This window comes from Brevundimonas sp. EAKA (assembly GCF_000698025.1).
Taxonomy (GTDB): Bacteria; Pseudomonadota; Alphaproteobacteria; order Caulobacterales; family Caulobacteraceae; genus Brevundimonas; species Brevundimonas mediterranea_A.
In genome coordinates this window covers 1-23,363 of sequence record NZ_JMQR01000008.1, presented here as the reverse complement: position 1 = coordinate 23,363, position 23,363 = coordinate 1, and the positions used below count along the sequence as shown (strand labels likewise).

Sequence of the window (23,363 nt, the reverse complement as noted above, 5' to 3'; positions counted from 1 at the left end):
GGCTCGACAAGACCGTCGCGGTAATCGCTAAAGGCGTCGACGGCAGATCGTTGGAGCAGAAGCGTTATGAGCGGCATTCCGGAGCGTATGAAGTACAAGGCGCAGGTTTACGATCTTGCTCTGAGCGCCTTTTTCAAACTCAGGGAGTTCGACTCAGCCGCCCTGGATCAGCCCCGCGCCGAGACCGGCTGGGACATCGCCGAGGCCTTCGTCGCGGCCGCCATGAGCGGAGTGACCTATAAGAGCAGCAGCCGGGATCGGCGGTTCGAGGCGGCCAGTCTTTTGCGGACGCTCGCCGATCAGGTTGAAGAGGACGGCCTGGCCAGCCTGGAGTGGAGCCATCAGGGCAAGCTCGACGCGCGACAAGCCTGGCGGCCCGACATCCGCTCAGCCGAAGGACTTGCCGAGCTCGACCTGCGTACCGACGCGGTGATCGAGGGGCTGATGCGGCCGCTCCGGGCGCTGACCGTCCCGGAACGGCGCGCGATCGTCTGCATGTCCTTTGTGCGCATGGCGCTGGCGCACATCGGGGACCTCAACGAGCAGCAGCCTGCGGACGCTCATCGGGTTCGCGAATACACGCTCAAAATGCTTTCGCCGCTGCTCGCAAGGTTGCAGAGTTCGGACACGCCGGACTGACCCAAGCGCCTGCGGTGGGCACTCAGGCCTGGCACCTTCCCGCCGCCCCCTCTATGGCGCGTTGAGCTATGAAAGACCGCCATGGCCAAATACGATCCGCTCCGGGATTATCTTCGCAAGCAGAAGACCGATGAACTCGAGCTCTCCTTCGCCGAGATGGAGCGCAAGATCGGCTATATGCTACCCAAGAGCGCGGGCCTGCCGCAGTGGTGGGCGAACACAACCGACCCGGCCACGACCCACGTTCAGCGCAAGGCCTGGGGCGACGCCGGCTTCGACGCCTTCCTGATCGCCGGCGCCGACCGCGTCCGTTTCAAGCGGGTCTAATCGACCCGGTCCGCCCGCTAGCCTCCGAAGTCGAACGCAGCCTGGTTTTCCGGAACACCAGATTTCCGTTTCCGACGGCTCCTGACGGGCTGATCCGAACCGGTCGCAGCCTCAGGCGCCGGTCTTCTAGGCGGCTCTTCCAGGGTTCTCCTGACTGGCGGTCTAACCGGCTCCGGCCTCTCCACTATGGCCCGGGGCTCCGGCAGACGCCTCGGTGTCCTCGCCCGTCGCCACGCCAGCAGCTCGCTCTGCCACCATCCGACTCGGTTTTGCGAGACCTGGACGCAGGCCGGGAAATCTCCGGTCTTCTGCATGCGCCAGACCGTCGTCCGGCTCAGACCGCAGATCACCTTCACCTGCGACCAGGGGAGAATCCGGTCTTCCAACGCGTCGAACGGAGGCGGCTCGCTCACACTGTCCATGACACCGCCTCGTCCGCCCGGCGCTCCAGAACCTCGGCCAGCAACCGGGCGTCCCGCGCCGCATCGACCGGATCTCGAACCTCCCAGGTGCGAAGAACGTCCTTCAGGGCGAAGCTGACCGCCGGGTCGACCAGCAGGTCCGCGACGCTGGGCGCCCACTCCGTTCTAAACCCTTCCAATCCCGCCTCAGCCATGACGCCGACCCCTGGCCGCGGGCGGGGCAGACGCGCGAAGGTCGCTGACCTGATCCAACGCCCAAGCGCGAAGCACGCCACGCGGATAGTAGGGCCTGTGCCGAACGTGGAGACAGGGAGGGCCGTTGCCTCCGGTGGACCACAGCCGAGCGAGGGTCTCGGGTTTCATGCGGATGCCGAACTGGATCAGGAAGGCGGACGCTTCCTTGCGGGTCAGCAGATCCTCATCGGCCGCGTCAGTCACCGCCGCCACCGGTTCTGTGGCGGGTATCATCGATCAGTCTCCGGCACCCGGCACTGCCGGGAATTGCGGGCGCCCCTCCCGGCCGAGAGCGCGAGGTAGCAGTCAACGGCTGCGGCGACATAGGCTTGCGTCTCCGCAATGTTCGGTATGCGCCCAAGTCTGGCGACACGATCCGGCCCAGAATTATACGCCGCGAACGCAAGCCGGACGTCCCCGAAGCGGAGCAGCTGCCGGGCCAGATAATCCGCTCCGCCGTTGAGGTTCTCGATCGGATCGAACCGGTCTCTTACCGCGAGATCCGCCGCCGTTCCCGGCATCAACTGCGTCAGGCCGCCGGCCCCGACCGGAGACACGGCATCGACCCGGTATGCGGATTCCACGATCACCAGGGCATGAAGCATCTTGGGGTCGATGCCGTGGCGCTCCGCGGCGACGGCGATCGCGTCCATGAACGGCTGTGAAAGGGGCGGAAGTCGGGGCGTGAGGTCATCGACGCCGGCCCCGTCCGACACAGGCTGCGCGGCGGGACGGCCGAACAGATCGCCGCCGGCGTTGCGCCAGTCGACCGCTTGAGCGGATGCATTGCCCGCTGCGAGCGCCAGGGCCAGAGCGGCCAAAAAGGGTCTCACCATGTCAGGGTCTCCCGAAACACCCCCTCCAGGTCTCGGGTCCGGACGGGGCCAAAATAGCGACTGTCGAAACTTCCCGCCGTGTCGCCGAGCAGGAAGAGCTCGTCCGGCGCGAGCCGACGGCAGCCGGTCCAGCCGGGCAGAGCCGCGCCGCGCCGATCACGATCCAGAACGTGAGCCACGCGGCCAGGCATTCGAACCGCAGTTCCCTGCCGGCAGACGGGATCGCCGCCGACGGCCGCGACCCGTTTGATCAAAAGGACCTCGTCCGGCATGCCGAGCGCGCCCAGGTAGCGCCGGGCGATGGGGGGTTGGGGCAGAGCGACCATCGCGCCCCTCTCCGGCGCGCCGCCTGGATGTCGCAGATACAGGCCACGCGGTACGCTGGGGCTCTCGTTGACCAAAGCGAGGGCTGGCGTCTGGTCGGCGATCAGGGCGCCCAGGGTGAGGAAGAAGACGGTGACGCCGAGCACGGCCCAGCGGTTTCCAGTATCGAGCGGGGTCCAGGTCATGGCCGGTACGGCTCCAGGATCAGGTCGCGGGTGATCATCACGCGGACCGCAGCGCCGGCGCGCAGACGGATCGACGGCCGGACGTCCAGCTCCCGGTCCACGAGCCGCCCCCCGACCTGGGAGCCCTCGATGGCGGCGGCGTCCCCGGCGTCGCCGAGCAGGCCGCCCGAACCCTCGCCATCTCCGTCACGGGCGATTTGGCCGAGGGTGGTGATCGCGCCGGCGAACAGGGTTCCGACCAGCAAGGGGAATAGCCGCCGATCGACATGGCCGCTCACGCCCACGGCGCCTTGCGCATCAACGCCGGGCTCACCGGTCAGCACCAAGCTCTTGCCGTTGGGCAGGATCAGCCGGTCCCAGGTCAGGAAGGCCCTCCGGTCGCCATAGGCGCTTTCGCCCTCATGACGGCCGATAAGCCGGGTCCCTTGGGGCAGGACGAGATGGCGGCCGCTGACGGTGTCATAGACATTCTGCGACACCGTCGCGACGACCGGCCCGGCGCGCGCGGTGTCCACCCCGGTCAACAGGACCGCAGGAATGATCGCGCCGGCCTTCAGCTCATAGGGTGACAGCGGCGCCGTGAGGGTGTGGCCATTATAGGTGGCGCCGACGTCCGCAGCGTCCGCACGAGCGCCGGCCGTCGCTGGAGCCGTCCCGGCACGCGCGGCAGGACCGGCCCCGGTCGATTGCCCCTCGAAGAACAAGCCCGATCGCGCCGCCTGTTCGCCCGGACTTGGCCCGGTCGCCCGGGTCGTCCGCGATGGCGCATAACCGGCGCTATACCGGCCCGGCGCGGGCGGCGGTGGCGGAACACCAGGCTCAGCCGTCTCGGGCTCGGTCCCAACGCGGGGCTCGGGCAGCCGGTCATAGGTCGCCGGCTGATCGGTGACCGCTTCGGAGGGCCGAACGGAGCCCCGGGCCTGGTCCTCCCGGCCTTCGACGGCGCGGAGCCGGGCGCTGTCGCGCAGTTCCGGTTGGACGACGAAGGCCCAGGCCAGGGAGCCGGAGACGAGGATCACGCCGCCGATCACGATCGTCTGGACGACCGACTTACGCAGCCGGGTGACCGGCGGCCGCGGCGCCCGCATCGACAGGCCGGGCGGCGGCGCCTTCGCCGCGCTGGCCAGGTCGGGTCTGACCTCAGGGCCGACGCCTGACGCTGCCGAGGAAGCGACGTCGTCGGGATTGTGGGGGCTATCCTGGAACGAGGTCATCGGGCGGCTCCCTGGAGGCGGCGGATACGAACGATCTGGGGGCGACGATCGCCGAGCCTGAGCTCGGCGCGATCAAAGACGCGATCGACGATGAACAGACCCCCGGCCTGGCGGTAGTTGACCATCTGGCTCTCGCCGTCGGCGGCGATCACGAACAGGGCCGGCGCCTCGTCGATCTGAAGATCGGGATTGAAGGTGATGAAGGTGCGCTGCCCGTCGTTGAAGACCGAAGCCGGCGTCCACCGTGCACGGCGCCCTTGCGGCTCTATCCGGTAACGGGCGTCGATCGGTCCCTCCGGCATCGCCACCGGGTCCGACACGCGGATCTCTGCCGCCTCGGCGATCGGCGCCCTGGTCGGGGGATCCATCGCCTCGGTGTCCCACGCGATCGCGGCATTGAACCCTGAGGCGTCACCGCTCTTCAGGTCGATGAAATAGACCCGCCGGTTGGTGGTCAGGACAAGGTTGGTCTCAAGTCTTCGTTGCAGTGGCTTGAGGAGGACGTGGGTTCGCTGACCTGCGCCCTCCCCGGACGTGGTCTCCCCGATCTGCCAGCGGACGGTGTCGCCGGCCGCCTTGGAGACCAGGGTCTCGCCGGCCGCCAGGGTCAGGGTGGTGACCCGCAGAGGCGCGGTCCAGACCTCGAACACCCGACCCGGAGACCAGGCGAAAACCTGGACCCCGCCGACGAAGGCGTCTGAACGGGACGGGGCCCGGGCGTCCAGATTGGCGGCGACGATGGCGCGGCGGCCGGTCATCCCCGTCGCCGGCGCCACGGCCGTCGGCTGCGCCTCATAGGGCGTGCCGACGGGAACGGCGGGCGCCGGGGTCGCATCGGCGACCAGCGCCTCATCGACCGGCACCGTCGATTGCGGCAGGGCTTCGGCTTCGGCGATGACGGCAGCCTCGGCCGTGACGACGGGCAGGGGCGCAACCGTCGGCGGCATGGTCGTTCGGCCGAATACGGCGCAGCCGGACAGGGTGAGGCCCAGGCCGGCCAGGATCAGGAGGCGTCGGGGGTCCATGATACGTCCTCGATTTTCAGTCCAAGGGGGTTCTTCATCAGCTCGGCCTCGGTGCGGGGCGGCTGGGTCGTTGTGGTGATCAGGGCGCGCCAGCGCTCGACGCCGGCCTGCTGGCCGTTGACGAAGCGAGTCTCGCGCCATTGAAGATCGTAGGTCCGCTCGGTGCGCCGCACGACGTTGAGCACCTCGACGTTGACAGCTTCGTGCCCGACCTCGGCGAACGGGTCGTGGGTCTGGGCCCAGGCGTTGAGGAAGCTTGCCGCCTTGGGCGTCATCAGGTCGTAAGCCCGAAGCCAATTCTGACGGATGACGATGGGGTCGATGGATTTGGAGCGGACATCGCGCACCCAGCCGGCCAGCGCGTGGCCGATCTGGGCCTCGGTCGGCTCGTAGCGGCCGCCGATCGCCGTGATCCTCTGGGTCTGTCCCAGATCGGAGACCTCGACGACGAAGGGTTTGACCACGGCCCGGTCGGCCTGCACCCACCAGCCCGCCCCGAGGAAGCCGGCGAGGACGAGGTTGGCCACGGCGATACGGCGCCAGTTGCGGGCATGCGCCAGGGACAGGCCCATGCGGTCGTCCCAGACCTGGCCGGCGCGCTGATAGGGGGTAGTCTCGGGCGCCGAGGCCAGGGCGCGTTTGGGACGAAAGAAGGGGTGCATGGTCAGGACTCCTCGGTTCTCAAGTTGGGAGACAGGACGCCGCTGGTCTCACCGGCGGGCATCAACCCCCGCCCGGCGTTGGCGACGAAGAAGGCCTGCAGGGCCTGGGCGCGGGCAGGCGGTCTCGATCCGCCTGACGCGGTCGATCCGGCGGCGGCCCGGTGAAAATCGGAATTGGCGGCCTGAGCCTCCGCCGCGACCTTCCCGGCCGGCCGACCGGAACGCGCCCCGCCGCCATCGTTGGCCGCGCCGCCGGACCCTGTGGCTTCGCCCGAAGCCGAACCCGATGCCTGGCGAGGCTGCCAAGCCACGGCGGGCTCAGACACGCCGCCAAGGGAAGACGAGGGTGCGGCGGACATCGCCCCGCCCGACGGCCGGCCCGTGCCGGACGGCGAGGGATTGTCATTGGAGGGTTTGGGAGGCGTCGAGGGCGGAGGCGACATTGGCGGGGTCGGGGGTCGGCCGCCTCCAGCGCCGGCCGCAGCCCGGGCCGGGCCAGACATCTTCGCCGCGCCGCCTGCGACGGCCGTGCCCGCACCCGCGATCCCGGCTCCGGCCAAAGCGGCGCTGCCGCCGACGGCGATCCCGGCCGTGATGGCGGAGCCGGCGCCCAGGGCCGGCCCGCCCGTGACCAGGGCCGAGGCCAGATTAGGGATGAACATCGCCAGCATGGCCAGAAGGATCGAGGCGACGAGGATGCTCAACGCCTCGTAGATGTCGGGATTGGCCGAGGGCTGGAGCTGGTCGAAGACGGTCCGGGCCCCGGAGATCACGATGGCCAGGGCGAGCACCTTGAGGCCCGACGACACGACGTATCCGAGAGGCCGCTCCGCGAGAAAGGCGGACTTGTTCCAGATGCCGAAGGGCAGGAGGATGAACCCGCCCAGAGTGACGATCTTGAACTCGAGCAGGGCCACGATGATCTGCAGCGCCAGCACGGCAAAGGCCAGCATGATGCCGATCATGGCCAAGCCCAGGATCAGGGCGTCGGCCATGTTGCCGACCACGTCGAGCGGATTGTCGACGGGCGCAGGCGTCTCGCCGAGCGCCTTCACGATCTCCCAGCCCTGGGCCAGGATGGCCCCGGGATTGAGAAAGTCGGCCCGGCTGAGCGAACCGCCGCCGGCCGTCAGACCAAGCTCAATGAAGCCGGCGTAGATCGTCTCCGACAGCTGTTGCCAGTCATTGATCAGCCAGGCGAAGGCTCCGATCAGCAGCACCTTTCCAAAGCCGGAGGCCAGGACTTCGCGATTGGACGACATCGCCCACTGGATACCGGTCAGGGCGACGACCAGGACGATCAGGAGCCCGAAGACGCCGTTGACCGCGCCCTGCAGGGCGTCGAACCCAGCCGAAATGGTGTTTGAGAACACCACCATCAGCTCATTGGGGGTTTCCACTCCGACCGACATCGTTCCGCTCCTCAGTCCCGCGCGTGCGACAGGGGATCGAAGGCCGGTGCGGCGGGCGTTCCGGCCGAGCCCGCCCAGCGGCGGCGACGGGCCTCGTCCCCCGAGGCCTGGGTTGCGGCGTCGCGCGCCGTCGCCTCGGCCAGAAGCCGGGACTGGGCCAGCATGATGGTGCGCAGCGCCGCCAGATCCTCGGCCAGGACAGCCAGCATCTGGTTGGAGGACTGGATCGCGGCGGTCTGGCCTGCGGCGGCCTCGCTGGCCGAGAGGGCGCCGGTCAGCCGCTGATTGCGTCCCTGTCCCAAACGTTCGAGTTCGGCGGCCGTGCGCGCAACATCCTCGGCCGTGCGCCGGGCGTTCGCGGTGCGGGCCTGACCCTGCTCCAGAAGGCGCAGCATGTCCGAACCGGACAGGTCATCGGGATAGAGGCTCTGGAACTGTTGCTCCAGGCCGCCGACCGAGCTGGCGATTCCGCGCGCCGTGCGGGCCAGTTCGGCCATGTCGCGCAACGCCTGGCTGTTGCCGGTCAGGTGGCTGTAAGGCGAGGCCGCAAGGCTCTTGGCCTCATTGGCCAGGCTCTCCAGCTGACGCGCCGCCTGAAGCGCGTTTTCGATGTGGTTGCGGGGGTCGAAGACGACCTGTTGTGCAGGCGCCGGGGTCGCGGTCGCCAGCAGGCTGACCGCGATGAGGCCGGCGGCCAGGATCTGGGCCGGCCTATTCGGCCGCGAGCGGTCGGGCGAAGGCGTCGAAAACAGCATCAACATTGTGCACTCCCTTGGCTGTGAGAAATTCCCGCGCGAATCCGGCCCCTCCGGAGGCGGCGAGAATGTCGTCGATGAGGGTCTGGTCTTCCGGTGCGCTGGCCCCGCACAAGGCTAGGGCCACGCCGGTCAGGCGCAGGTCGAACAGGCGTCGGCCGCGCGGCTGGCGCCAGTAATATGCCCGCTTGGGCGTGGCGAAGGCGATCAGCTCGAGCTGGCGGCGGTTCAGGCCGAAGGCCTGGTAGAGCCGTGCCGACGAGGGTTCGAGCGCGCGGGGGTTGGGCAGGAAGACCTGGGTCGGGCAGCTCTCGATCAGGCTGGAGGCGATCGGCGAGGCGGCCACGTCGTCCAGGCTCTGAGTCGCGAACACGACGGCGACCCGCTTCTTGCGCAGGGTCTTCAGCCACTCCCTGATCTTGGCGGCAAAGGCGGTCTCGCCGAGGAAGAGCCAGGCCTCGTCGAGCACCAGCAGCGTGGGCCGACCGTCGAAGCTGCGTTCGAGATGATGGAAGAGCGCCGCTAGAACCGGAGCCACGGCCGAGGGCGTGGTCATCAGGCTTTCGAGCTCGAAGGTGTCGAAGCGGCTCGGAACGAGCGCCTCGCCCTCTCCGTCGAGCAGGGCGCCGTGCGGACCTTTGAGTGTCAGGGGCTCCAGCGCCGCAGCGACGGCCTTGTCCTGAACCAGGGCGCAGAAGACGGTCAGAGTGCGCTGCGGCACGGGGGCGTCGGCCAGGGCCGCGAGCGCCGCCCAGATCTCTTCACGAATCCTTGGAACAGGCTCCAGCCCCGCGAGCCGGACGGTCTCTGCGATCCATTCCGACGCCCAGGCCCGTTCGATCTCCTGGTCGATGCGCGCCAGAGGCTGCAGCGAGAACCGCGCGCCGGGCTCCAGTGCACGCCAGCAACCGCCGGCAGCGAGTGTCGCGGCCCGCGCCGATCGGCCCTTGTCGAAGAACACCACCCGCGCTTCGGGGTAGCGGAACCACTGCAGGGCCAGGAAGGACAGAAGCGCGCTCTTGCCCGAGCCCGTGGGTCCGACGACCATGGCGTGGCCGACATCGCCAACGTGGAGCACCAGCCGGAAAGGTGTGGATCCCGTCGTCCGGGCCGTCGCCAGCGGTGGGCCGTCCAGATTGAGGTCCACGGACGGGCCGGCCCAGACCGCCGATACCGGCAGCAGATCGGCCAGGTTCAGCGTCGAGACGAGCGGCCGGCGGACGTCAGCATAGGGCTCGCCGGGCAGTGAGCCAAGCCAGGCCTCAACGGCGTTCAAATCCTCAATCCGGGCCAGCAAACCTTGGGCGTTCAAGGCCGCCTCGACGGCTCGCGCCTTGGCGGCAGCGCCCTCTTCCGTCGCATCCAGCACCGTTACCGTGAGGGTGAGATAGCCGAAAGCGCAGGCCTCGGCCCCCAGGGCAGCGAGCGCCCCATCGCACTCCTCGGTCTTGGAGGCCGCGTCGGTATCGAGGAGCGGCACCTCCTCCTTGGTGATGGCTTCACGCAGGAGAACACCGACACCCTTGCGTTTGGCGAACCAGCGCTTCCTCAGCTTGACGATCTCGCGCTCGGCCTCCGGCTTGTCGAGACCGATCCAGCGGGCCGTCCAACGGTAGGGAAAAGGAAGGGCGCCCAGCGCGTCGAGCAACCCGGGCCGGGTGACCGATGGCAAACCCCGCACGGACACGACCTTGAGCCAGCGATCGCCGAGGCGTGGGGCGATCCCGCCCGAGAGGTCGGCGTCCGCCAGCCAGGCGTCCAGATACATCGGCGAATCCGGCGCGGCGACCGGGAAGGTCCTGGGCGACACGCAGTCGTGCAACCAGGTCAGCAGGTCGGTGTCGTCTAGCGGGTCGATCTCGGGAAGGGCGTCCGACAGGAGGTCGAGCGTGGTCGCCGCCTCGCGGGTGAAGACCGCCACGGCCTGGCGCCAGTCCGCGCCGCCCTTGGCCAGGCCGTCGAACAGCCAGCGCTCCATTCTCCGCGTCTCGTCGGCCGGCGGCAGCCAGGTCAGGGCCAGACGAAAATCCGTCTCGAAGGCCGGGTCGCCGGCCTCGAAGCGGCTCCGACGTTCCTCGTCGAGAAGCCAGGCGACATCCAGGTCGAACGCGCTCTCCGGATAGGGGGCGGCCTCGCGGCGGCGCGCCTCCATATGCAGGCACCAGCCCGTCCCGAGCCGCTTGAGCGCATTGTTCAGACGCGCCCGGACGGCCATCAGCTCGTCTTCGGTCGAGGATTCCAGGTCCGGTCCCCGGAACCGAAAAGCCGTCGTGAACGAGCCGTCCTTGTTGAGGACCACGCCCGGCGCGACCAAGGCGGCCCAGGGCAGGTGGTCGGCCAAGGCCGCCGGGCGTCTGCGATGTTCTTCGAGAAAGCGCATCGGCCCCTCACGCGTCCAGATGGCCAGGCAGGGCGAGGTGTCGCCGGAGCACGTCGAAGAACCGGCGGTCCGCCCTGGCCGCCCACAGGCCGATCGCATGGGCGACGGCCCACCACAGGAGGCCGAGCCACCAGATCCGCAGTGCGAGGCCGAGCACCACGGCGATCGTGCCCATGGCGATGGCGTAGTCTCTCGGCATCCCGGCCATGAGGACGGGCTCGGTCAGGGCCTGGGCGACCGGAAGGTCCCAGCCCTCCGGTCGGCCGTCTTGGAGGGAGCCGGCCATCATCCGATCTCCGCCCCGCCGGCGAAGCCGAAGAAGTCGAGGAAGAAGGTCGAGGCCGCGAAGGCGATGCAAAGGCCGAACATGATGCCCAGACCGCGCCGCATCGAGGAACCGTTCTCGCTCATCGCGATCCCGGCGCCGAAGACGACCACCGCAACGACCGCTGCGGCCTGGACCACGGGCCCGGTGATGGACTGGACCACCTGCTGGAGCGGCCCTTCCCAGGGCATCCCTGAACCTCCGGCCAGGGCCGGCCGGGCCATCATCAGGCCGCACGTCATCATCGCGCCGAACAGGCGGCGCCCAAGTCTTCCACGCATGTCTTGCTTCCTGTGTTCAGCGCGTCTCAGCGCGATGCATCACATTGCAAGCAAATCTATCCACAGGTTGTCAACTGTGTGGATCGATTATTTTACGCGACTTGCAAACGACTGTCAGACAACTCGAAAAGACTCAAAATATGACTTGTGATGACTTGTGGTCCAAAAGTCGCCCCGACCTCGATGGCGACTTCCCACGACTTGCGTTTCGTGCCCGACAGCGCTCGTTGCCAAACGACGCCGCCTCAATTTCAGGTGAAGGATTGGCCTCAAGCCAAGACGCTGATTGCGTAGCCGTCGTCACCCAACGGCTCGACGCCGACCACAGCCTGGACCTTCCGCCCGGTCAGGGCGCGCCAGATGTGGGCATCTAATCGATCAATGGATGATCGTGCGGCGCGGTGTTCAGAGGAAAATTTGGACGACTGGCTTCCCCAACCCGACAGATGGCGAAATCGAAAGCGTCCGGTCGTGCCCTCAACCGGCGCAGCAAGAGAGTTTGCTGACGTCCTTGTTGAATGTCAGTGCGGCCAGCTTCAGGCCCTCGACGGTCGTAAGATAGGGGAAGATCGTGTCGGCCAACTGCTCCACCGTCATTCCGCATTTGATCGCCACCGCTGCGGTCTGGATGCTGTCGGCCCCTTCCGGCGCTAGAATATGCGCGCCGAGGAGTTGCCGCGTGCTGCGATCCGCCACCAGCTTGATGAGTCCACGCGTGTCCCTGGCTGCGAGCGCGCGAGGGACATGGTCCAAGGTGATCATCGAGGTCTGGACATCGTGACCAGCCGCGAGGGCCGCAGCTTCCGTCAGTCCCACCGTCGCCACCTGCGGATCGGTGAAGACGACCGCCGGCATTGCGCGATTGTCGTAGACTTGAGTATCGCCGTTCAGGGCGTTCCTAGCGGCCAGTCGCGCGCCGTAGGCGGCCATATAGACGAATTGGTCGCTCCCGGTGACATCGCCCGCGGCGTAGACGCCCGCGCGCGTCGTGCGCATCCGGTCGTCGATAACGATGCCTCCCGTTGGGGACATCTGAACGCCCATCTCGGATAGCCCCATCCCCTCGGAGTTAGGAACCCGGCCCGTCGCGTTCAGAACACGCTCCGCGGTGATCGCCCCGGGGCTGCCGGACTGCGTGAAGGTGAGCGTCACCTCCTCGCCGGACGAGTTGATGGCCCCGTATACGGCCCCCGCCACGACCTTGACACCCTCTTCGGTGAGATAGCGTTGCAGCGCCTCGCTGATTTCGGGTTCGCCCTCAGGCAATAGCCGGGAGCGGCAGGCGATGGTGACGCGGACGCCCGCCCGGCTGAACATCTGGGCCAGTTCCGCGCCGATATAGCCGCCGCCGATAACCAGCATCGATCGGGGCAGGGACTCCAGTTCGAGCGCGGTCGTACTGGTCAGGTAGGGCACGGACTCGATGCCGGAGATCGCTGGAACCCCTGGACGGGAACCTGTCGCGATGATCACCTTATCCGCAGTCAGCCGGACGCCTCCGACTTCCACGCCGCCCTCGATGAGTCTCGCCGCGCCAGCGTGGTAGGTGATGGCGTCATAGCCCTGCAGCACGTTCTCGTACTTGGCCTGGCGAAGGTCGTCGACCAGTCTGTCCTTCTGGCGAACCGTCTCGGACCACTCAGCGATGGCGGCCGATGCCCGGACGCCGTCGAAGCGGCTCGCGGCCCGGGCCTGGTGTAGGGGTTCGACCGCCCGGATCATGGCCTTGGACGGTACGCATCCGACGTTGACGCAAGTTCCGCCTATCGTTCCGTCTCCGACGAGCGCGACCCGAGCGCCCTGTTCCGCCGCCGTGATGGCGGCCGAAAATCCGGCCGATCCCGCCCCCACCACGACGAGATCGTAGGTCTTGGCGATATCTCGTGAGGGCGTGCAACAATCACTCATTCGGTCCGGATCCTTCTAAATAGACTCTGCCGCTAACAAGGCGGCTTCAAACCCGACAGGCCCGGCCTTCGTCGGATAGCGGCGCGAGCTGGATGTCATCACGATCGTCTGCTGACGCGGAGACTGACCGCGGGAAACCTGATCGAATGTTAGCCTCGAGGCGTCACGACCGGATGCCGGCAGCCTCTATCGGCCCGCCTGAACACGCGCGGGATAGCCGGCCCTGGTCGATGCGAGCGCAAGGGCGGCAGGCGTCACCCGGGCGTCATCATAGGTCACCATCGCCACGGCCTGTCCAGTCCCGCCCGGGGTCACGGTGACGGTCACCGCCGCAACGCCGGGCACGCGCGAGATGGTCCGACGGACGATGGGAGCGCACGTCCCGCAGGACACATTGCTAACGTCGAGCCTCACCGTGCGTTCGGCGGCCTTGGCGGCATCGGCGGTTGTGAGAGCCGCCGCGAAAACGAGGGCGGTGCGGATTGAAAGGCTCATGATCGTAGTCTCCAAGAAAAAATCAGGCGCCGATCAGCAGCGGCGCGACATAGGGAAATGCCAGAGCGAGGACGACAAGCAGGGTCGCCGTCCAGAGCGCGATCTTGACGAGGCGGGTCGAGGGAGGCCGGGCGCAGTTCACCTCTTCGGCGCAGAGGGCCCGCGGCTGACGGTAGACCCGGTAGAAGCCGAGGCTCACGAAGACCACGGCGGCGGCCACGAAATAAAGGTGGTAGGGGGCCAACGCCGTGACGTTGCCGATCCATGCTCCGCTGATTCCGAGCGCGAACAAGGTCAGGGGCAATACACAGCAGGAAGTCGCGCCGATCGCGGCGACAAGTCCTCCGACGGCAAGCCACCTGCGAGCGTTGGGTTTGTCGTTGCGCGCCAAATGTCCGCCGAGTTCTTGCTTGCCGTCTGCCATTGACACTCTCACGTCTTCACGGGTCGATACACACTAGGTAGGGTCTGTAGTCACTACAGATACAAGGGGTAAAACGCTTTATGGACAAATCGGCCCTGCGGGATACGGCCCCACAGCTTCCTATTGGCGAGTTGTCCCGGCGGACCGGGGTCAACATCGAAACCGTGCGCTATTACGAGAAGATCGGCCTGATGCCCGCGCCTGCTCGCAGCAGGGGTGGACACCGCCTCTATGGCCGCGGCCATCTGCTCCGGCTCAATTTCGTGCGCCGGGCCCGGGAGCTTGGGTTCACGCTGAATGAAATAAGGGATTTGCTCGAACTGGCCGAGCAGCGCGATCTTCCGTGCGCGGAGGCACGCGTGGTCGCCGCCGCCCATCTGGGCGACGTCCGCTCCAAGCTGGTTGCCCTGAGGAAGATGGAAGAGGTGCTCGTCGAGATGGTCTCGCGCTGCGCCGATGGCACCACGCCGGATTGCCCGATCCTGGAAGCCCTGTTTGATTCCGAGGCCGGGAGCCGGCCGGCGCGGTGAACGGCCCCTGCCCGCCCGCAGCTTTCAGGATCGGACTTTGTATCCCGCCTCATCCAGGGTTCTGGCCGTTGATCTCTGGCGCTGTTCCGTGACGGTGAGCCTCGCCTCACCACGTCACGCAGTCGACTCGACGGATTCTGCAAAGACGAGAACGCTCTTGTATCTGTAGGGACTACAGACCCTACTCTGTTGTCCGAGACGGTCGACACCAGCGCGCTCAACCCTTGCTGGGGTCAGATCGCCGTATCCAGCTCACCGAGGAAAATCATGCCGGACCAAAAACCCATCACCCGCGCAGCTGACAAGGCGGGCGTAGTCGGCGCGATTGTCGCGGCTATGGGCTGTGCGGCGTGTTTTCCCGCACTCGGCAGCTTGGCTGCAGCCTTGGGTCTAGGCTTCTTGAGTCAGTATGAAGGGGTCTTCATCCGCTACCTGCTCCCTCTGTTCGCGGTCATCGCGTTGGCCGCCAATGTGGCCGGCGGCATGCGCCATCGGCGATGGTCGAGAATGACCCTAGGCATGGTCGGACCTCTGCTGGTATTGGCCGCCGCCTTGCTGATGGCGAGCTTTGGCTGGCCCACGGCTTGGCTCCTTTACCCAGGGCTGACGTTGATGATCGCTGTGTCGATCTGGGATCTGGTGTCCACGCCGAAAAGGAGGCTCACCGGCGCGGCTTGAGTTCCCTCTCCCCGGTAAAGACGAGCGGATGAGCACCAAGGCCTCTCGTCGTAGGATCACACCCTGCGGCCAACTCATCGTTCGTCAGAACAGGATCGGTGGTAAGGAGATTCAGAGCGCTGAGTCATGTCCTTGAATCTGCAGGGCCCACAGACTCTATCTCCGTTCCGAAGCGATGCGGCCGGTCTGGTTACGCGAGCTAGACCCGAAGAAGTGGCGTGAGGACCCAACCTTGGCTGCTGCCTGTCGCCCTTGTTCTAGCGCCGGCCGAATCGGTGCCCATGTCGCTTGGCGCTGCTGGACTATTTGTCGGCCGACCACGCTGTCGCCCTCGCCGACGGCAAGGTGATCGGCCCCGCCGAATACGTTCGACCAAAATCAGGCCAGGACGCTGATCGCGTAGCCGTCGTCGCCTGCGGGCTCGACCCCGAGCACAGCTTCGACCTGCCGTCCGGCGGCGGTCCGCCGGATGTGGACAATTCGATCGACCGCCTGAGCGATCGCCCGGCTCGGCTTACGCGACGAAACTTCGGCAATCAGGTCTTCGATTCTACGCAGAACATCGTCGGCCGAGTTGGCGTGAAGGGTCGACAGTCCGCCGGGATGGCCCGTGTTCCAGCTCTTCAAGGTCTCCAGCGCTGCCGCCCCGTCGCGCATTTCACCGACGACGATCCGATCGGGTCGCATCCGCAGCGCGTCACGAACCAGATCGACCACACCGATCGGGATCGGCTGTCGGCGGGTCAACACCGACACAGTGTCCCAGGCTGAACACTGAAGCTCTGGCGTATCTTCAACGAGAAAGACTCGATCCCGGGCGAAGGCCGGCTCCGCAAGAACGGCGTTGGCGAGGGTGGTCTTGCCGGATCCGGTGCCTCCCGAGATGAGGATGTTGAGTCGCTGCTCCGCAGCGCCACGCAGCACGACCGCCTGCTGATCGGTCATGGCGCCGTCGCGGACATAGTCTTCGAGACTCCAGATTACAGAAGGTCGTTTGCGGATCGAAAACGCAGGCGCGCTCGTGACCGGCGGCAGCATGCCCTGAAACCGTTCACCTGTCCCAGGCAGGACTCCAGCGAGCCGGGGATCGTCGCGCGTTACGGTCTCGCCGACATAGTCTGCGATCAGACGAATGACGCGCTCCCGCGACTCCGCCGACAGCGTCGCGCCTGTATCCCGACGCCCTTCGCCGCTGCGGTCGAGGATCAGACGGCCATCGGGATTAACGAGGATCTCGACGACCGCCGGCTCGACCAGGGCCGCCAGAATGGTGTCGCCCAATGCATGGCGCAGCGCCTCGAGCTTGCGCTCGGCGATGATCGGATGGACCGCCATCAGTTGGCCTGGCCGAACGCCCGGCCTTCGTCGGGCACGGGACGTTCAGTCCGTCCGGCGACAATGCGGGCGGCCGTGGCGTCCAGGAGTCGTTCGATACGACGATCGACGGCCGCCTGGACCGTGGGGTCCTCGTCGACGATCGCGTCGGGGAGCCGGACGAAGAAGGCGCGGGCCACCTCGATCAGCAATTCCTGGACGATCTGCATGTCGCGAGCCGTGGATCGCATATGGTCGCGAAGCGACCGTTCGAGCTGCAGCAGACGATCCTCGGGATCAGCCTGGGGACTCTTCTGCAGGCCACGGGCGATGGCCCGGCCCGCCGCCTGACTGAGCGGCATCTTGCCGCTGCGCGCCTCCCGATTGAGACCGGATACGATCTTAGGATCGGTCAGATAAACCTGAACGCGGGCGCTCGCCGCTTCTTTCCTAGCCATCGCCTAGACCTCGCAAATGATCGAACGCCGCATCCTGCGCGGCCATCTCCTGCGCCACCCGCCCGTAGATATCGGCCACACGCGCTGCGACCTTCTTGTCGTCCATCGCTGCGGCCACTTCCTTGAACAGCGGCAGAGACGCCTCTGCATCCTCGCCCAGACTGCGGCGACCGGCCCATGGGTGCGGAGTTCCGGGCGGCGCATCTAGCCGTTCTTCTTGGTCAGGCGCGTGGTCGCGCGCCCGGGTCCGAAACGGTTCGCGGACGTCATAGAGAAGCTTGGTCGTCCGCAGCGGTCGGGCGCCGGCGGCGAACACCAGCTGGATGTCGTCCGGAAGGGCGCGGATCTCGCCCGGCTCCAGCAGCGGCCGCTCGATCTGCGACCGGGACACCGAGCTGCGGCCAGCCGCCAGCCCCGCCGGCGAACTGCGGCTGGTCCGGGTCTCCAGCACGGACCCCGTCAGCTTCGACACCTTGTCCTGGGTCAGAGGATCGAGCGCGCTGAAGGCCGTGTAGATATGGAGGTTGTCGAGAATGGTGTTGTTGGCGCCGTAGGTCTCGACGATATCGTCAAGGGACTGGGCGACGAACATTGTCTTGATGCCGTAGCCGCTCATCAGGCGCAGGGACTTCTCGAAGAAGGCCAGTCGGCCCAGCAGCGGGAACTCGTCCATGAGCATCAAAAGGCGCCGGCGCTTCTCGCGGCCCGCGTCGTCGGCGTGCTCTGCGGCGGTCAGGGCCTGGGCCGCCGCGTAGAAGAGAAGCCGGATCACCGGTCGCAAGGCGACGGCGTCGGCCGGAGCGACCTGCACATAGAGGGAGACCGGCGCCTCGGCGCACATCAGATCGCCGAGCGCGAAATCCGATGCCGACATCGCCCGAACCAGATCGTCGCCGGCCAGCCATTTGAGATAGCTGCGCGCCGTGCCCTGCACCGAGGTGCGAAAGCGGTCGTGCATCGCCGCGTAGCCCTTCACCGCCGTGGAGATGAACGGATGGACCTCGGGGACGCCCTCGGGACCCAGACGATGAAGGGTCCGGACCATGACGTCGGCGGCGGCGTCCAGATCGGCGAGGATCGTTCTCACCGTCAACAACGTCTTGTCCGCGTCCGGCGCCGTGTAGAGGACGTGCAGGATCACGGCTTCGAGAATCTCGGACGCCGCCTTGTCCCAGATGGCCTCGTCGTCCCGTGCGCCTCCCGGATCGCTGAGGATGGCGACCAGCCGCTGGACCTGCGCCAGTTCCTGGGGCCCCGGTCTGATCTCCGCCAGAGGATTGAAGCGCGCGGACGCCGGGTCTCGCGGGTTGAAGTAGAGCGCATGACTGTGCTGGGCGCGCCAACCGGCGGTCACCCGCCACAGCTCCCCCTTGGGATCATGGACCAGGACGCTGTCGGTCCAGCTCAACAGGGTGGGGACGACATGGCCCCGTCCCTTGCCCGCGCGGGTCCCGCCCGTCACGAGCGTCGGGCGCAGGTCGGTCGTCGCCAGAAGACGGCCCTGCAACCGCCCGAGGACGCACCCCGCGTCGTGCCTCAGGCCCGCACGGCGAGCCTCCGCCAGGCCGCCCCACCCGCGCGTTCGCTTCACGGCGCCGCCGTCGAACAGAAGCAGGCCCCCGGCGCCCGCGGCCATCACGAGCATGAAGACCGAGAGCGGCAGGGCGAAGGCGTCCCCCTCCGCCGCCCCGAACCTCTGGCGCCAGACGAGGATCATCCAGGGCCAGTAGACGCCTGTCTCGTCCAGCCGGAGCGCCGGCCCCAGCGTCACATGATAGCGATAAAGCCAGGCGAAGGTCTGGGTGGACGCCTGAAGCGCGACTAGTAGTGCGGCGACAAGACCGGCGAGGCGTGCTGGCGGCATGACGACCATCCGTTCGAAGACCATCGAGACTTCGAGGGAGAGGGCCGTTTGAGGCGACTTTCTGGCCGCAAATCCGGTCCTCGGGCGCCGTCGACGCCGATATAGAGGCGTGTCACGCGGGTGAGCCGTTTTGCCCGATCCGGCCGGACCGCAATATATTCTCGCTGTCGGCTCGTCTCCGAGCCGTGACGGGTCAGTTGCCGCCTTCGCGCACCCCGGCGGCCCTCAGGAGGTCGCCGACACGACGACCGTCGAGCCGGCAGGTCGCGATCACCCGATCATAGACGATCACCCGGCCGCTACGTCCTCGCGTCGCCACGCATTCGAGGCGTCGGCCCATCACCAGACGGCGCAACTGGTCCCGGGCGGCGCGTCCGCCCGGTGCGTTGAGCTCCGGGGCATTGAAGTCCGCGAGCCTCACCTCGATCCAGGTGGAGGGGTTCGTGCTGTCGCCGACGCAGAGCCCGTCGCCATCGCCGACATAGCGGGTTTGCCCCGAGAAAACCTGTCCGGCGCGATCTGGCAGTCGCCCCTCGCACGGATCGGCATGGGCGATCGCGGGCGCGGCGAGGAGCGGGAGGATGAGCCACCATTTCATCGGATCAACCTGGGCCGATCCGGTCGGATCGAAAAGCGCGATCGGGAAGAAAGGAAGGGCGGCCGGGAATGCTCCGCTTGGGAGCCTTGCTGGAGACCGCCATGCGCCCGCTTCCTGACCTCGAACCCGCGATCGCCGCGGCTGGGCGTTCGCCCGACACGAGTTCCCTCGCCAACCTCGACGACCGCGCCCTCCTCGCGCTTCTGCTGGGCCGCAGCATGCGACAGACATCAATGCCCGCCGTGGACGCCCTGTTCGACCGGTTCGGCGACATCGCCGCCATTGCTTCCGCCGATGTGCCGGAACTGGCGCGCGCCAGCGGACTGGGACCAGCGGCTCTCACCGACCTGAAACTGCTTCGTGTGCTCAGCGAACGGCTGGTCCGCGCCGAGGCTTCGAGACGGCCCGTCATCACCAGCTGGACGGCCTTGCTCGCCTATGTTCGGGTCGCATTGGCCGAGGAACCCCGCGAGCAGTTCCGGGCCCTGTTCCTCGACAAGCGCAACCGGCTCCTGAGCGACGAACTGGTCGCCCAGGGCACGATCGACCATGCCCCCGTCTATCCGCGCGAGGTCGTGCGGCGGGCGCTGGAGGGGTCGGCCGCGTCCATCATCCTCGTGCACAATCACCCTTCGGGCGATCCCGAGCCGTCCCGCGCCGACATCGAGATGACGCGGAAGATCGTCGACGCCGCCAAGGTCTTCGACATCCAGGTTCACGATCATCTGGTCGTCGGGAGGGACGGTACGGCCAGCCTGCGCACCCTCGGGCACTTCCGGTGAGCCTGCGCCAGATCGTGGCGATCCTCGGCGGAGACCTCTACCAGAACGGCTTGCGCGCCAATGTGCCGGCGCCCGGCCATGGGAAGGCGGACCGTTCCGTCTCGCTCCTGCTCGATGGCGGCCGTGTCGTCATCCACACCTTCGGCGCGGCCGATTGGCGGGAGGTGCGCGACGACCTGCGGCGTCGCGGACTGGTCGATCACGGCGGTCGGCTCATGGGTGTCGCGGACACGCCGGACAGGCCCGTGATCGACCACCCCCGACGGCGGGCGGTCGCGGGTGCGCTCTGGCAGGATGGGGTAAGGCCCGCCCGGACCGGCGTGGTCGCACGTCACCTCGCCGTGCGCGGCGTCGCTTGGCGGGAAGACCTCGACGACCTGCTCGAACATCCCCGCGCGCCCCTCTCGGTCTACCGGCCGGGGCGGCGCGTCGGACGCGCGATGATGACCGGGATCCGGTCGCCCTCGGGGGATCTCACGGCCGTCGAGCTCACCTATCTCGCGACCAACGGGCAGGTCGCATCGGGTCTGAGCGTTCCCCGCAAGACCGTGGGCCAAGTCCCGCCGGGATCGGCCGTACGGCTGCGTCCCGCGGCGGCGCGGATGCTGGTGGCCGAAGGCGTCGTCACCACCCTGTCCGCCATGGTCCGCTTCGACCTGCCGGGCTGGGCGCTCATGTCAGCCGGAAACCTCTCGCGGTGGCATGCACCCCACCATGTTTCGACGGTTCTAATCGCCGGAGACCGGGGCGAAGCCGGGGAGATCGCCGCGATGCGGCTGGCCAGGCGGCTCGAGCGCGATGGCGTGGAAGCGATCGTCGCCTTTCCCCCAGCCCCGTTCGGCGACTGGAACGAGGCCGCTCGAGACCATCAGAAAGCGGGAAAGGAAGGGCGCGGACGGGCGCCGTAAAGGCGGGGATGGACCTCGCCTACGGCAGGAGAGCCCTCATGTCCCGTTCCACCGCCGTCGCCGTCGTCGCCACCCCCTTCCAGGTCGCGTCGACCCGTAACCGCCCGCTGGTCCATCTCCGTGATCTCGACATCGCCCCGGAGAACCTTCGCTTCGGCGAGCCCTCCGACGATGACATTCCGCTGCTTGCCGAGACTCTGTTCGCCGCCGGTCAGCTGCAGCCCCTGACCGTCCGGCCCGGTCGAAAGAAGGAAGCCGCCAACATGGCGCTCGACGGCAGGCGGCGCTTGCTGGCGCTTCGTCTTCTGGTCGAACAGGGACGTATCGACGACAGCTTCCTCGTCGATGTCTTCGTCGAGACGGATCCCGCCCGCCAGGCCGCGGCCGTCCTGCTCACCAACACGGCCGTGCCGGTCCATGTCGCCGACATCATCGCGGCGATCGGCCGGATGCTGAAACGCAAGCTCGGCGTGCCCACGATCGCCAAGGCGCTGGGATACGCGGAAATCGACATCAAACGTCTCGCGGCCCTTGCCGCCCTGCCGGATGTCGCGCTGCAGGCGCTGCGGCTCGGCCGGCTGAACCTGCGCCAGGCGCGCCTGCTCGCCAGGCTCTCCGACCCCGACGAGCAGGCGGAGCTGGCCCGGATGACCCTCGACGGTCACGGTTTCCAGGATTGGCGCGTGACCGAAAAGCTCGACGAGGCTCGCGTCACCGCGCGCGACCCTCGCTGCGCCCTCATCGGCCCGGAGCGATACGCCGAGGCCGGCGGCCGCTCCGAGACCGATCTGTTCGGCGAGCTGCCGCCGGTGCTGCTGGACCCGGCCATTCTCACGGAGGCCTGGACCCGACGTGCACGGGAGATCGCCCTGATCTACGAGGCCGAGGGCCTGGCGGTCCACGTCACGGCGGGCCCCGAACCGGACCTGCCGGACGATCTGGAAGCCGCCGGTTACGTCTACGGCGGCATGCTTCCGGCCACGGAGATGGCGGCCTACCGCGACAAGCGAGACGCCTTCAACGCCGCCGTCGAAGGGGTCGAGGCGGTCCTGACGGAGACGACCGACGCCGAGGCGGTGGACGCCGCGCTCGACGTCATGATCCGCGACCGCCTGGCCATGGATCAGGCGGGATGGAGCGGCCGGGCAGCCACGACCCTGGTCCTGCGTCCTGCACTACGCACCGGGATCGAAGTCCGGTGCTTCACGCCCGTGGAACCGGAAGTCGAGGACGAGACCGACGATGAGGCGCCCGCCTCCGCGGGGGGCATCGCTGCCGCTCCCGTCTACCGGCCGCCCGAGGTCGATACGCCGGAACCCGAGACCGAGGGCGTCAACCACGCCCTTCACGCCGTGCGCACCGACGTGGCCACCCGCGGTCTGATCCGCGCCCTCGCCGACGATCCCGGCGTCGCCTTCACGGCGCTGATCGCCCGCCTGTTCAATCAGCTGGCCGTCAGGACCTCCGGCCAGAGGTCCGAGTCCGCCCTCGCCCTGACCGCGTCCGCCTTCAAGCCGACCGGCGGTCGCGTCATCGAGGCGTTGGACGGCGAGGTCCGCCAGAGGCTCGACGATCGACGCGCCGCGTGGGAGGCGTCGGGCCAGACGGTGATCGCCTGGGTGCATGGTCTCGCCCATGGCGACAAGATGGGTTTGCTGGCCGAGCTCACCGCCCTCTCCCTGGATGTTCGGGAGGAGCGGACCACACTGATCCGCAAGTCGGCCCGGGCCGAAGCCGCTGAACTCGCCGAGCTTTGCGGCGCGGACATCAGTCTGCACTGGACCCCGGACGCCGAGTTCCTGAAGCCGCATTCCAAAACCCTGCTGCTGAAGATGCTGGAAGAGATGGACCGGGCCGATGTGAGAGCGGCCCTGCTGAAGAAGGCCGATCTGATCCCCTGGGTCGAGGAGAATGCGGCCGAGAAGGGATGGGCGCCGGCCAGCCTGTCCTGGACCACACCGCCCGACGTCGACGAGGTCGCGGCGTCGGACGCTGACGGTCCGGAGAGCGATACGGCGGAAGAGAGCGAAGGCGATGCTGACGACGGCGTCGGCGCCTTCGAGGTCACCGCTGAAGGCGAGGCGGCGCTCGACGACGCCGCCTGATCCAGGCGTGAAGACGACGAGGCCCGTCGCGACATCGTCGCGGCGGGCCTTCGTCATGGGATGCGAGCGCAAGGGCGGCAGGGGGCGGGCCCGGGGGGTGTCTCTTTTACACATCTCCGAGCCCACGGGACTCCTGAGCATCTCGCATGCCCTCTTCCGCTTGAAAAAAAAAAACAATCGGCGTGTGAATCCTTAGCCCCACTACCCTCGGCAGCAAGAACCATACGACCAAAATCACGAAAATATTCACGCAAATCATTTGGATTCTAATAAAACGC

The 23,363-nt window shown here is 67.6% G+C and carries 26 protein-coding genes; 7 read left to right on the top strand and 19 right to left on the bottom strand.

Annotated elements, in window-relative coordinates; all coding sequences use genetic code 11:
- The first annotated feature begins 66 nt into the window (after nucleotides 1–66).
- Together ER13_RS02450 and ER13_RS02445 are read left to right on the top strand one after the other, a co-directional pair.
- The gene (locus ER13_RS02450; RefSeq protein WP_035306100.1) at nucleotides 67–639 is read left to right on the top strand and encodes a hypothetical protein; all 573 of its coding nucleotides are present in this window, start codon (nucleotides 67–69) and stop codon (nucleotides 637–639) included.
- 81 nt (nucleotides 640–720) lie between these two features.
- Nucleotides 721–966, top strand: a complete 246-nt coding sequence (locus ER13_RS02445; protein ID WP_035306098.1) for a hypothetical protein — start codon at nucleotides 721–723, stop codon at nucleotides 964–966.
- Between the two features lie 17 nt (nucleotides 967–983).
- Here ER13_RS02445 and ER13_RS17865 read toward each other — a convergent pair whose 3' ends face one another.
- The 15 genes from ER13_RS17865 to ER13_RS02365 all read right to left on the bottom strand — a co-directional run bounded on the left by ER13_RS17865 (nucleotide 984) and on the right by ER13_RS02365 (nucleotide 13,848).
- Nucleotides 984–1,388: an AlpA family transcriptional regulator gene (locus ER13_RS17865; protein ID WP_081836093.1), complete on the bottom strand. Its 405-nt coding sequence runs from the start codon at nucleotides 1,386–1,388 to the stop codon at nucleotides 984–986.
- Entirely contained in the window at nucleotides 1,376–1,582 is a 207-nt protein-coding gene (locus ER13_RS02435) for a hypothetical protein (RefSeq protein WP_035306095.1), read from the bottom strand. Before ER13_RS02435 ends, ER13_RS17865 begins: the two co-directional genes overlap by 13 nt.
- A gap of 270 nt (nucleotides 1,583–1,852) precedes the next feature.
- Nucleotides 1,853–2,458 (bottom strand): lytic transglycosylase domain-containing protein, encoded by a 606-nt coding sequence (locus ER13_RS02425; protein ID WP_035306091.1) that lies wholly within the window; start codon nucleotides 2,456–2,458, stop codon nucleotides 1,853–1,855.
- Nucleotides 2,452–2,967 carry a S26 family signal peptidase gene (locus ER13_RS17860; protein ID WP_081836092.1) on the bottom strand — a complete coding sequence of 172 codons (516 nt, stop codon included), beginning with the start codon at nucleotides 2,965–2,967 and terminating at the stop codon, nucleotides 2,452–2,454. The genes ER13_RS02425 and ER13_RS17860 overlap by 7 nt, the downstream gene beginning before the upstream one ends.
- On the bottom strand, nucleotides 2,964–4,181 hold the full coding sequence (locus ER13_RS02415) for a TrbI/VirB10 family protein (protein ID WP_035306090.1): 1,218 nt from the start codon (nucleotides 4,179–4,181) through the stop codon (nucleotides 2,964–2,966). The genes ER13_RS17860 and ER13_RS02415 overlap by 4 nt, the downstream gene beginning before the upstream one ends.
- Nucleotides 4,178–5,206, bottom strand: coding sequence for a TrbG/VirB9 family P-type conjugative transfer protein (locus tag ER13_RS02410; protein WP_035306088.1), 1,029 nt, complete (start codon nucleotides 5,204–5,206; stop codon nucleotides 4,178–4,180). The genes ER13_RS02415 and ER13_RS02410 overlap by 4 nt, the downstream gene beginning before the upstream one ends.
- The gene (gene trbF / locus ER13_RS02405; protein WP_035306087.1) at nucleotides 5,185–5,868 is read right to left on the bottom strand and encodes a conjugal transfer protein TrbF; all 684 of its coding nucleotides are present in this window, start codon (nucleotides 5,866–5,868) and stop codon (nucleotides 5,185–5,187) included. Before trbF ends, ER13_RS02410 begins: the two co-directional genes overlap by 22 nt.
- Nucleotides 5,869–5,870: 2 nt before the next feature.
- A complete protein-coding gene (gene trbL, locus ER13_RS02400) occupies nucleotides 5,871–7,280 on the bottom strand; it encodes a P-type conjugative transfer protein TrbL (protein WP_081836091.1) in 1,410 nt (469 codons plus the stop codon).
- A gap of 11 nt (nucleotides 7,281–7,291) precedes the next feature.
- The gene (locus ER13_RS02395; protein ID WP_035306149.1) at nucleotides 7,292–8,041 is read right to left on the bottom strand and encodes a conjugal transfer protein TrbJ; all 750 of its coding nucleotides are present in this window, start codon (nucleotides 8,039–8,041) and stop codon (nucleotides 7,292–7,294) included.
- Nucleotides 7,992–10,415, bottom strand: a complete 2,424-nt coding sequence (gene trbE, locus ER13_RS02390; RefSeq protein WP_035306084.1) for a conjugal transfer protein TrbE — start codon at nucleotides 10,413–10,415, stop codon at nucleotides 7,992–7,994. Before trbE ends, ER13_RS02395 begins: the two co-directional genes overlap by 50 nt.
- 7 nt (nucleotides 10,416–10,422) lie before the next feature.
- Nucleotides 10,423–10,701 (bottom strand): VirB3 family type IV secretion system protein, encoded by a 279-nt coding sequence (locus tag ER13_RS02385; protein ID WP_035306146.1) that lies wholly within the window; start codon nucleotides 10,699–10,701, stop codon nucleotides 10,423–10,425.
- A complete protein-coding gene (locus tag ER13_RS02380) occupies nucleotides 10,701–11,021 on the bottom strand; it encodes a TrbC/VirB2 family protein (RefSeq protein ID WP_035306083.1) in 321 nt (106 codons plus the stop codon). The genes ER13_RS02385 and ER13_RS02380 overlap by 1 nt, the downstream gene beginning before the upstream one ends.
- A gap of 477 nt (nucleotides 11,022–11,498) precedes the next feature.
- Nucleotides 11,499–12,929, bottom strand: coding sequence for a mercury(II) reductase (gene merA / locus ER13_RS02375; RefSeq protein WP_035306082.1), 1,431 nt, complete (start codon nucleotides 12,927–12,929; stop codon nucleotides 11,499–11,501).
- 186 nt (nucleotides 12,930–13,115) lie between these two features.
- Nucleotides 13,116–13,424 carry a heavy-metal-associated domain-containing protein gene (locus tag ER13_RS02370; RefSeq protein WP_035306081.1) on the bottom strand — a complete coding sequence of 103 codons (309 nt, stop codon included), beginning with the start codon at nucleotides 13,422–13,424 and terminating at the stop codon, nucleotides 13,116–13,118.
- A 22-nt stretch (nucleotides 13,425–13,446) separates the two neighbouring features.
- Nucleotides 13,447–13,848, bottom strand: a complete 402-nt coding sequence (locus ER13_RS02365) for a mercuric transporter MerT family protein (protein WP_184279841.1) — start codon at nucleotides 13,846–13,848, stop codon at nucleotides 13,447–13,449.
- An 80-nt stretch (nucleotides 13,849–13,928) separates the two neighbouring features.
- Between ER13_RS02365 and ER13_RS02360 the strand changes: the two genes are divergently transcribed.
- Nucleotides 13,929–14,378: a helix-turn-helix domain-containing protein gene (locus ER13_RS02360; RefSeq protein WP_035306075.1), complete on the top strand. Its 450-nt coding sequence runs from the start codon at nucleotides 13,929–13,931 to the stop codon at nucleotides 14,376–14,378.
- 267 nt (nucleotides 14,379–14,645) lie between these two features.
- Nucleotides 14,646–15,056 carry an organomercurial transporter MerC gene (gene merC, locus ER13_RS02355; protein WP_035306144.1) on the top strand — a complete coding sequence of 137 codons (411 nt, stop codon included), beginning with the start codon at nucleotides 14,646–14,648 and terminating at the stop codon, nucleotides 15,054–15,056.
- Nucleotides 15,057–15,434: 378 nt separating this feature from the next.
- Here merC and trbB read toward each other — a convergent pair whose 3' ends face one another.
- From trbB to ER13_RS02335, 4 genes are all read right to left on the bottom strand, one after another.
- Nucleotides 15,435–16,391: a P-type conjugative transfer ATPase TrbB gene (trbB, locus tag ER13_RS02350; protein ID WP_035306072.1), complete on the bottom strand. Its 957-nt coding sequence runs from the start codon at nucleotides 16,389–16,391 to the stop codon at nucleotides 15,435–15,437.
- The gene (locus tag ER13_RS02345) at nucleotides 16,391–16,828 is read right to left on the bottom strand and encodes a hypothetical protein (protein WP_035306069.1); all 438 of its coding nucleotides are present in this window, start codon (nucleotides 16,826–16,828) and stop codon (nucleotides 16,391–16,393) included. Before ER13_RS02345 ends, trbB begins: the two co-directional genes overlap by 1 nt.
- A complete protein-coding gene (locus tag ER13_RS02340) occupies nucleotides 16,821–18,692 on the bottom strand; it encodes a type IV secretory system conjugative DNA transfer family protein (protein ID WP_081836097.1) in 1,872 nt (623 codons plus the stop codon). Before ER13_RS02340 ends, ER13_RS02345 begins: the two co-directional genes overlap by 8 nt.
- Before the next feature lie 193 nt (nucleotides 18,693–18,885).
- Nucleotides 18,886–19,290, bottom strand: coding sequence for a thermonuclease family protein (locus tag ER13_RS02335; protein ID WP_035306061.1), 405 nt, complete (start codon nucleotides 19,288–19,290; stop codon nucleotides 18,886–18,888).
- Nucleotides 19,291–19,391: 101 nt separating this feature from the next.
- Between ER13_RS02335 and radC the strand changes: the two genes are divergently transcribed.
- Genes radC through ER13_RS02320 form a run of 3 tightly spaced genes read left to right on the top strand, consistent with a single transcriptional unit; the run spans nucleotide 19,392 to nucleotide 23,085 of the window.
- Nucleotides 19,392–20,072, top strand: a complete 681-nt coding sequence (gene radC / locus ER13_RS02330) for a DNA repair protein RadC (RefSeq protein WP_081836096.1) — start codon at nucleotides 19,392–19,394, stop codon at nucleotides 20,070–20,072.
- Entirely contained in the window at nucleotides 20,069–20,980 is a 912-nt protein-coding gene (locus ER13_RS02325) for a toprim domain-containing protein (protein WP_035306060.1), read from the top strand. The genes radC and ER13_RS02325 overlap by 4 nt, the downstream gene beginning before the upstream one ends.
- A gap of 38 nt (nucleotides 20,981–21,018) precedes the next feature.
- Nucleotides 21,019–23,085, top strand: a complete 2,067-nt coding sequence (locus tag ER13_RS02320; protein ID WP_052004749.1) for a ParB N-terminal domain-containing protein — start codon at nucleotides 21,019–21,021, stop codon at nucleotides 23,083–23,085.
- Nucleotides 23,086–23,363: the final 278 nt, after the last annotated feature.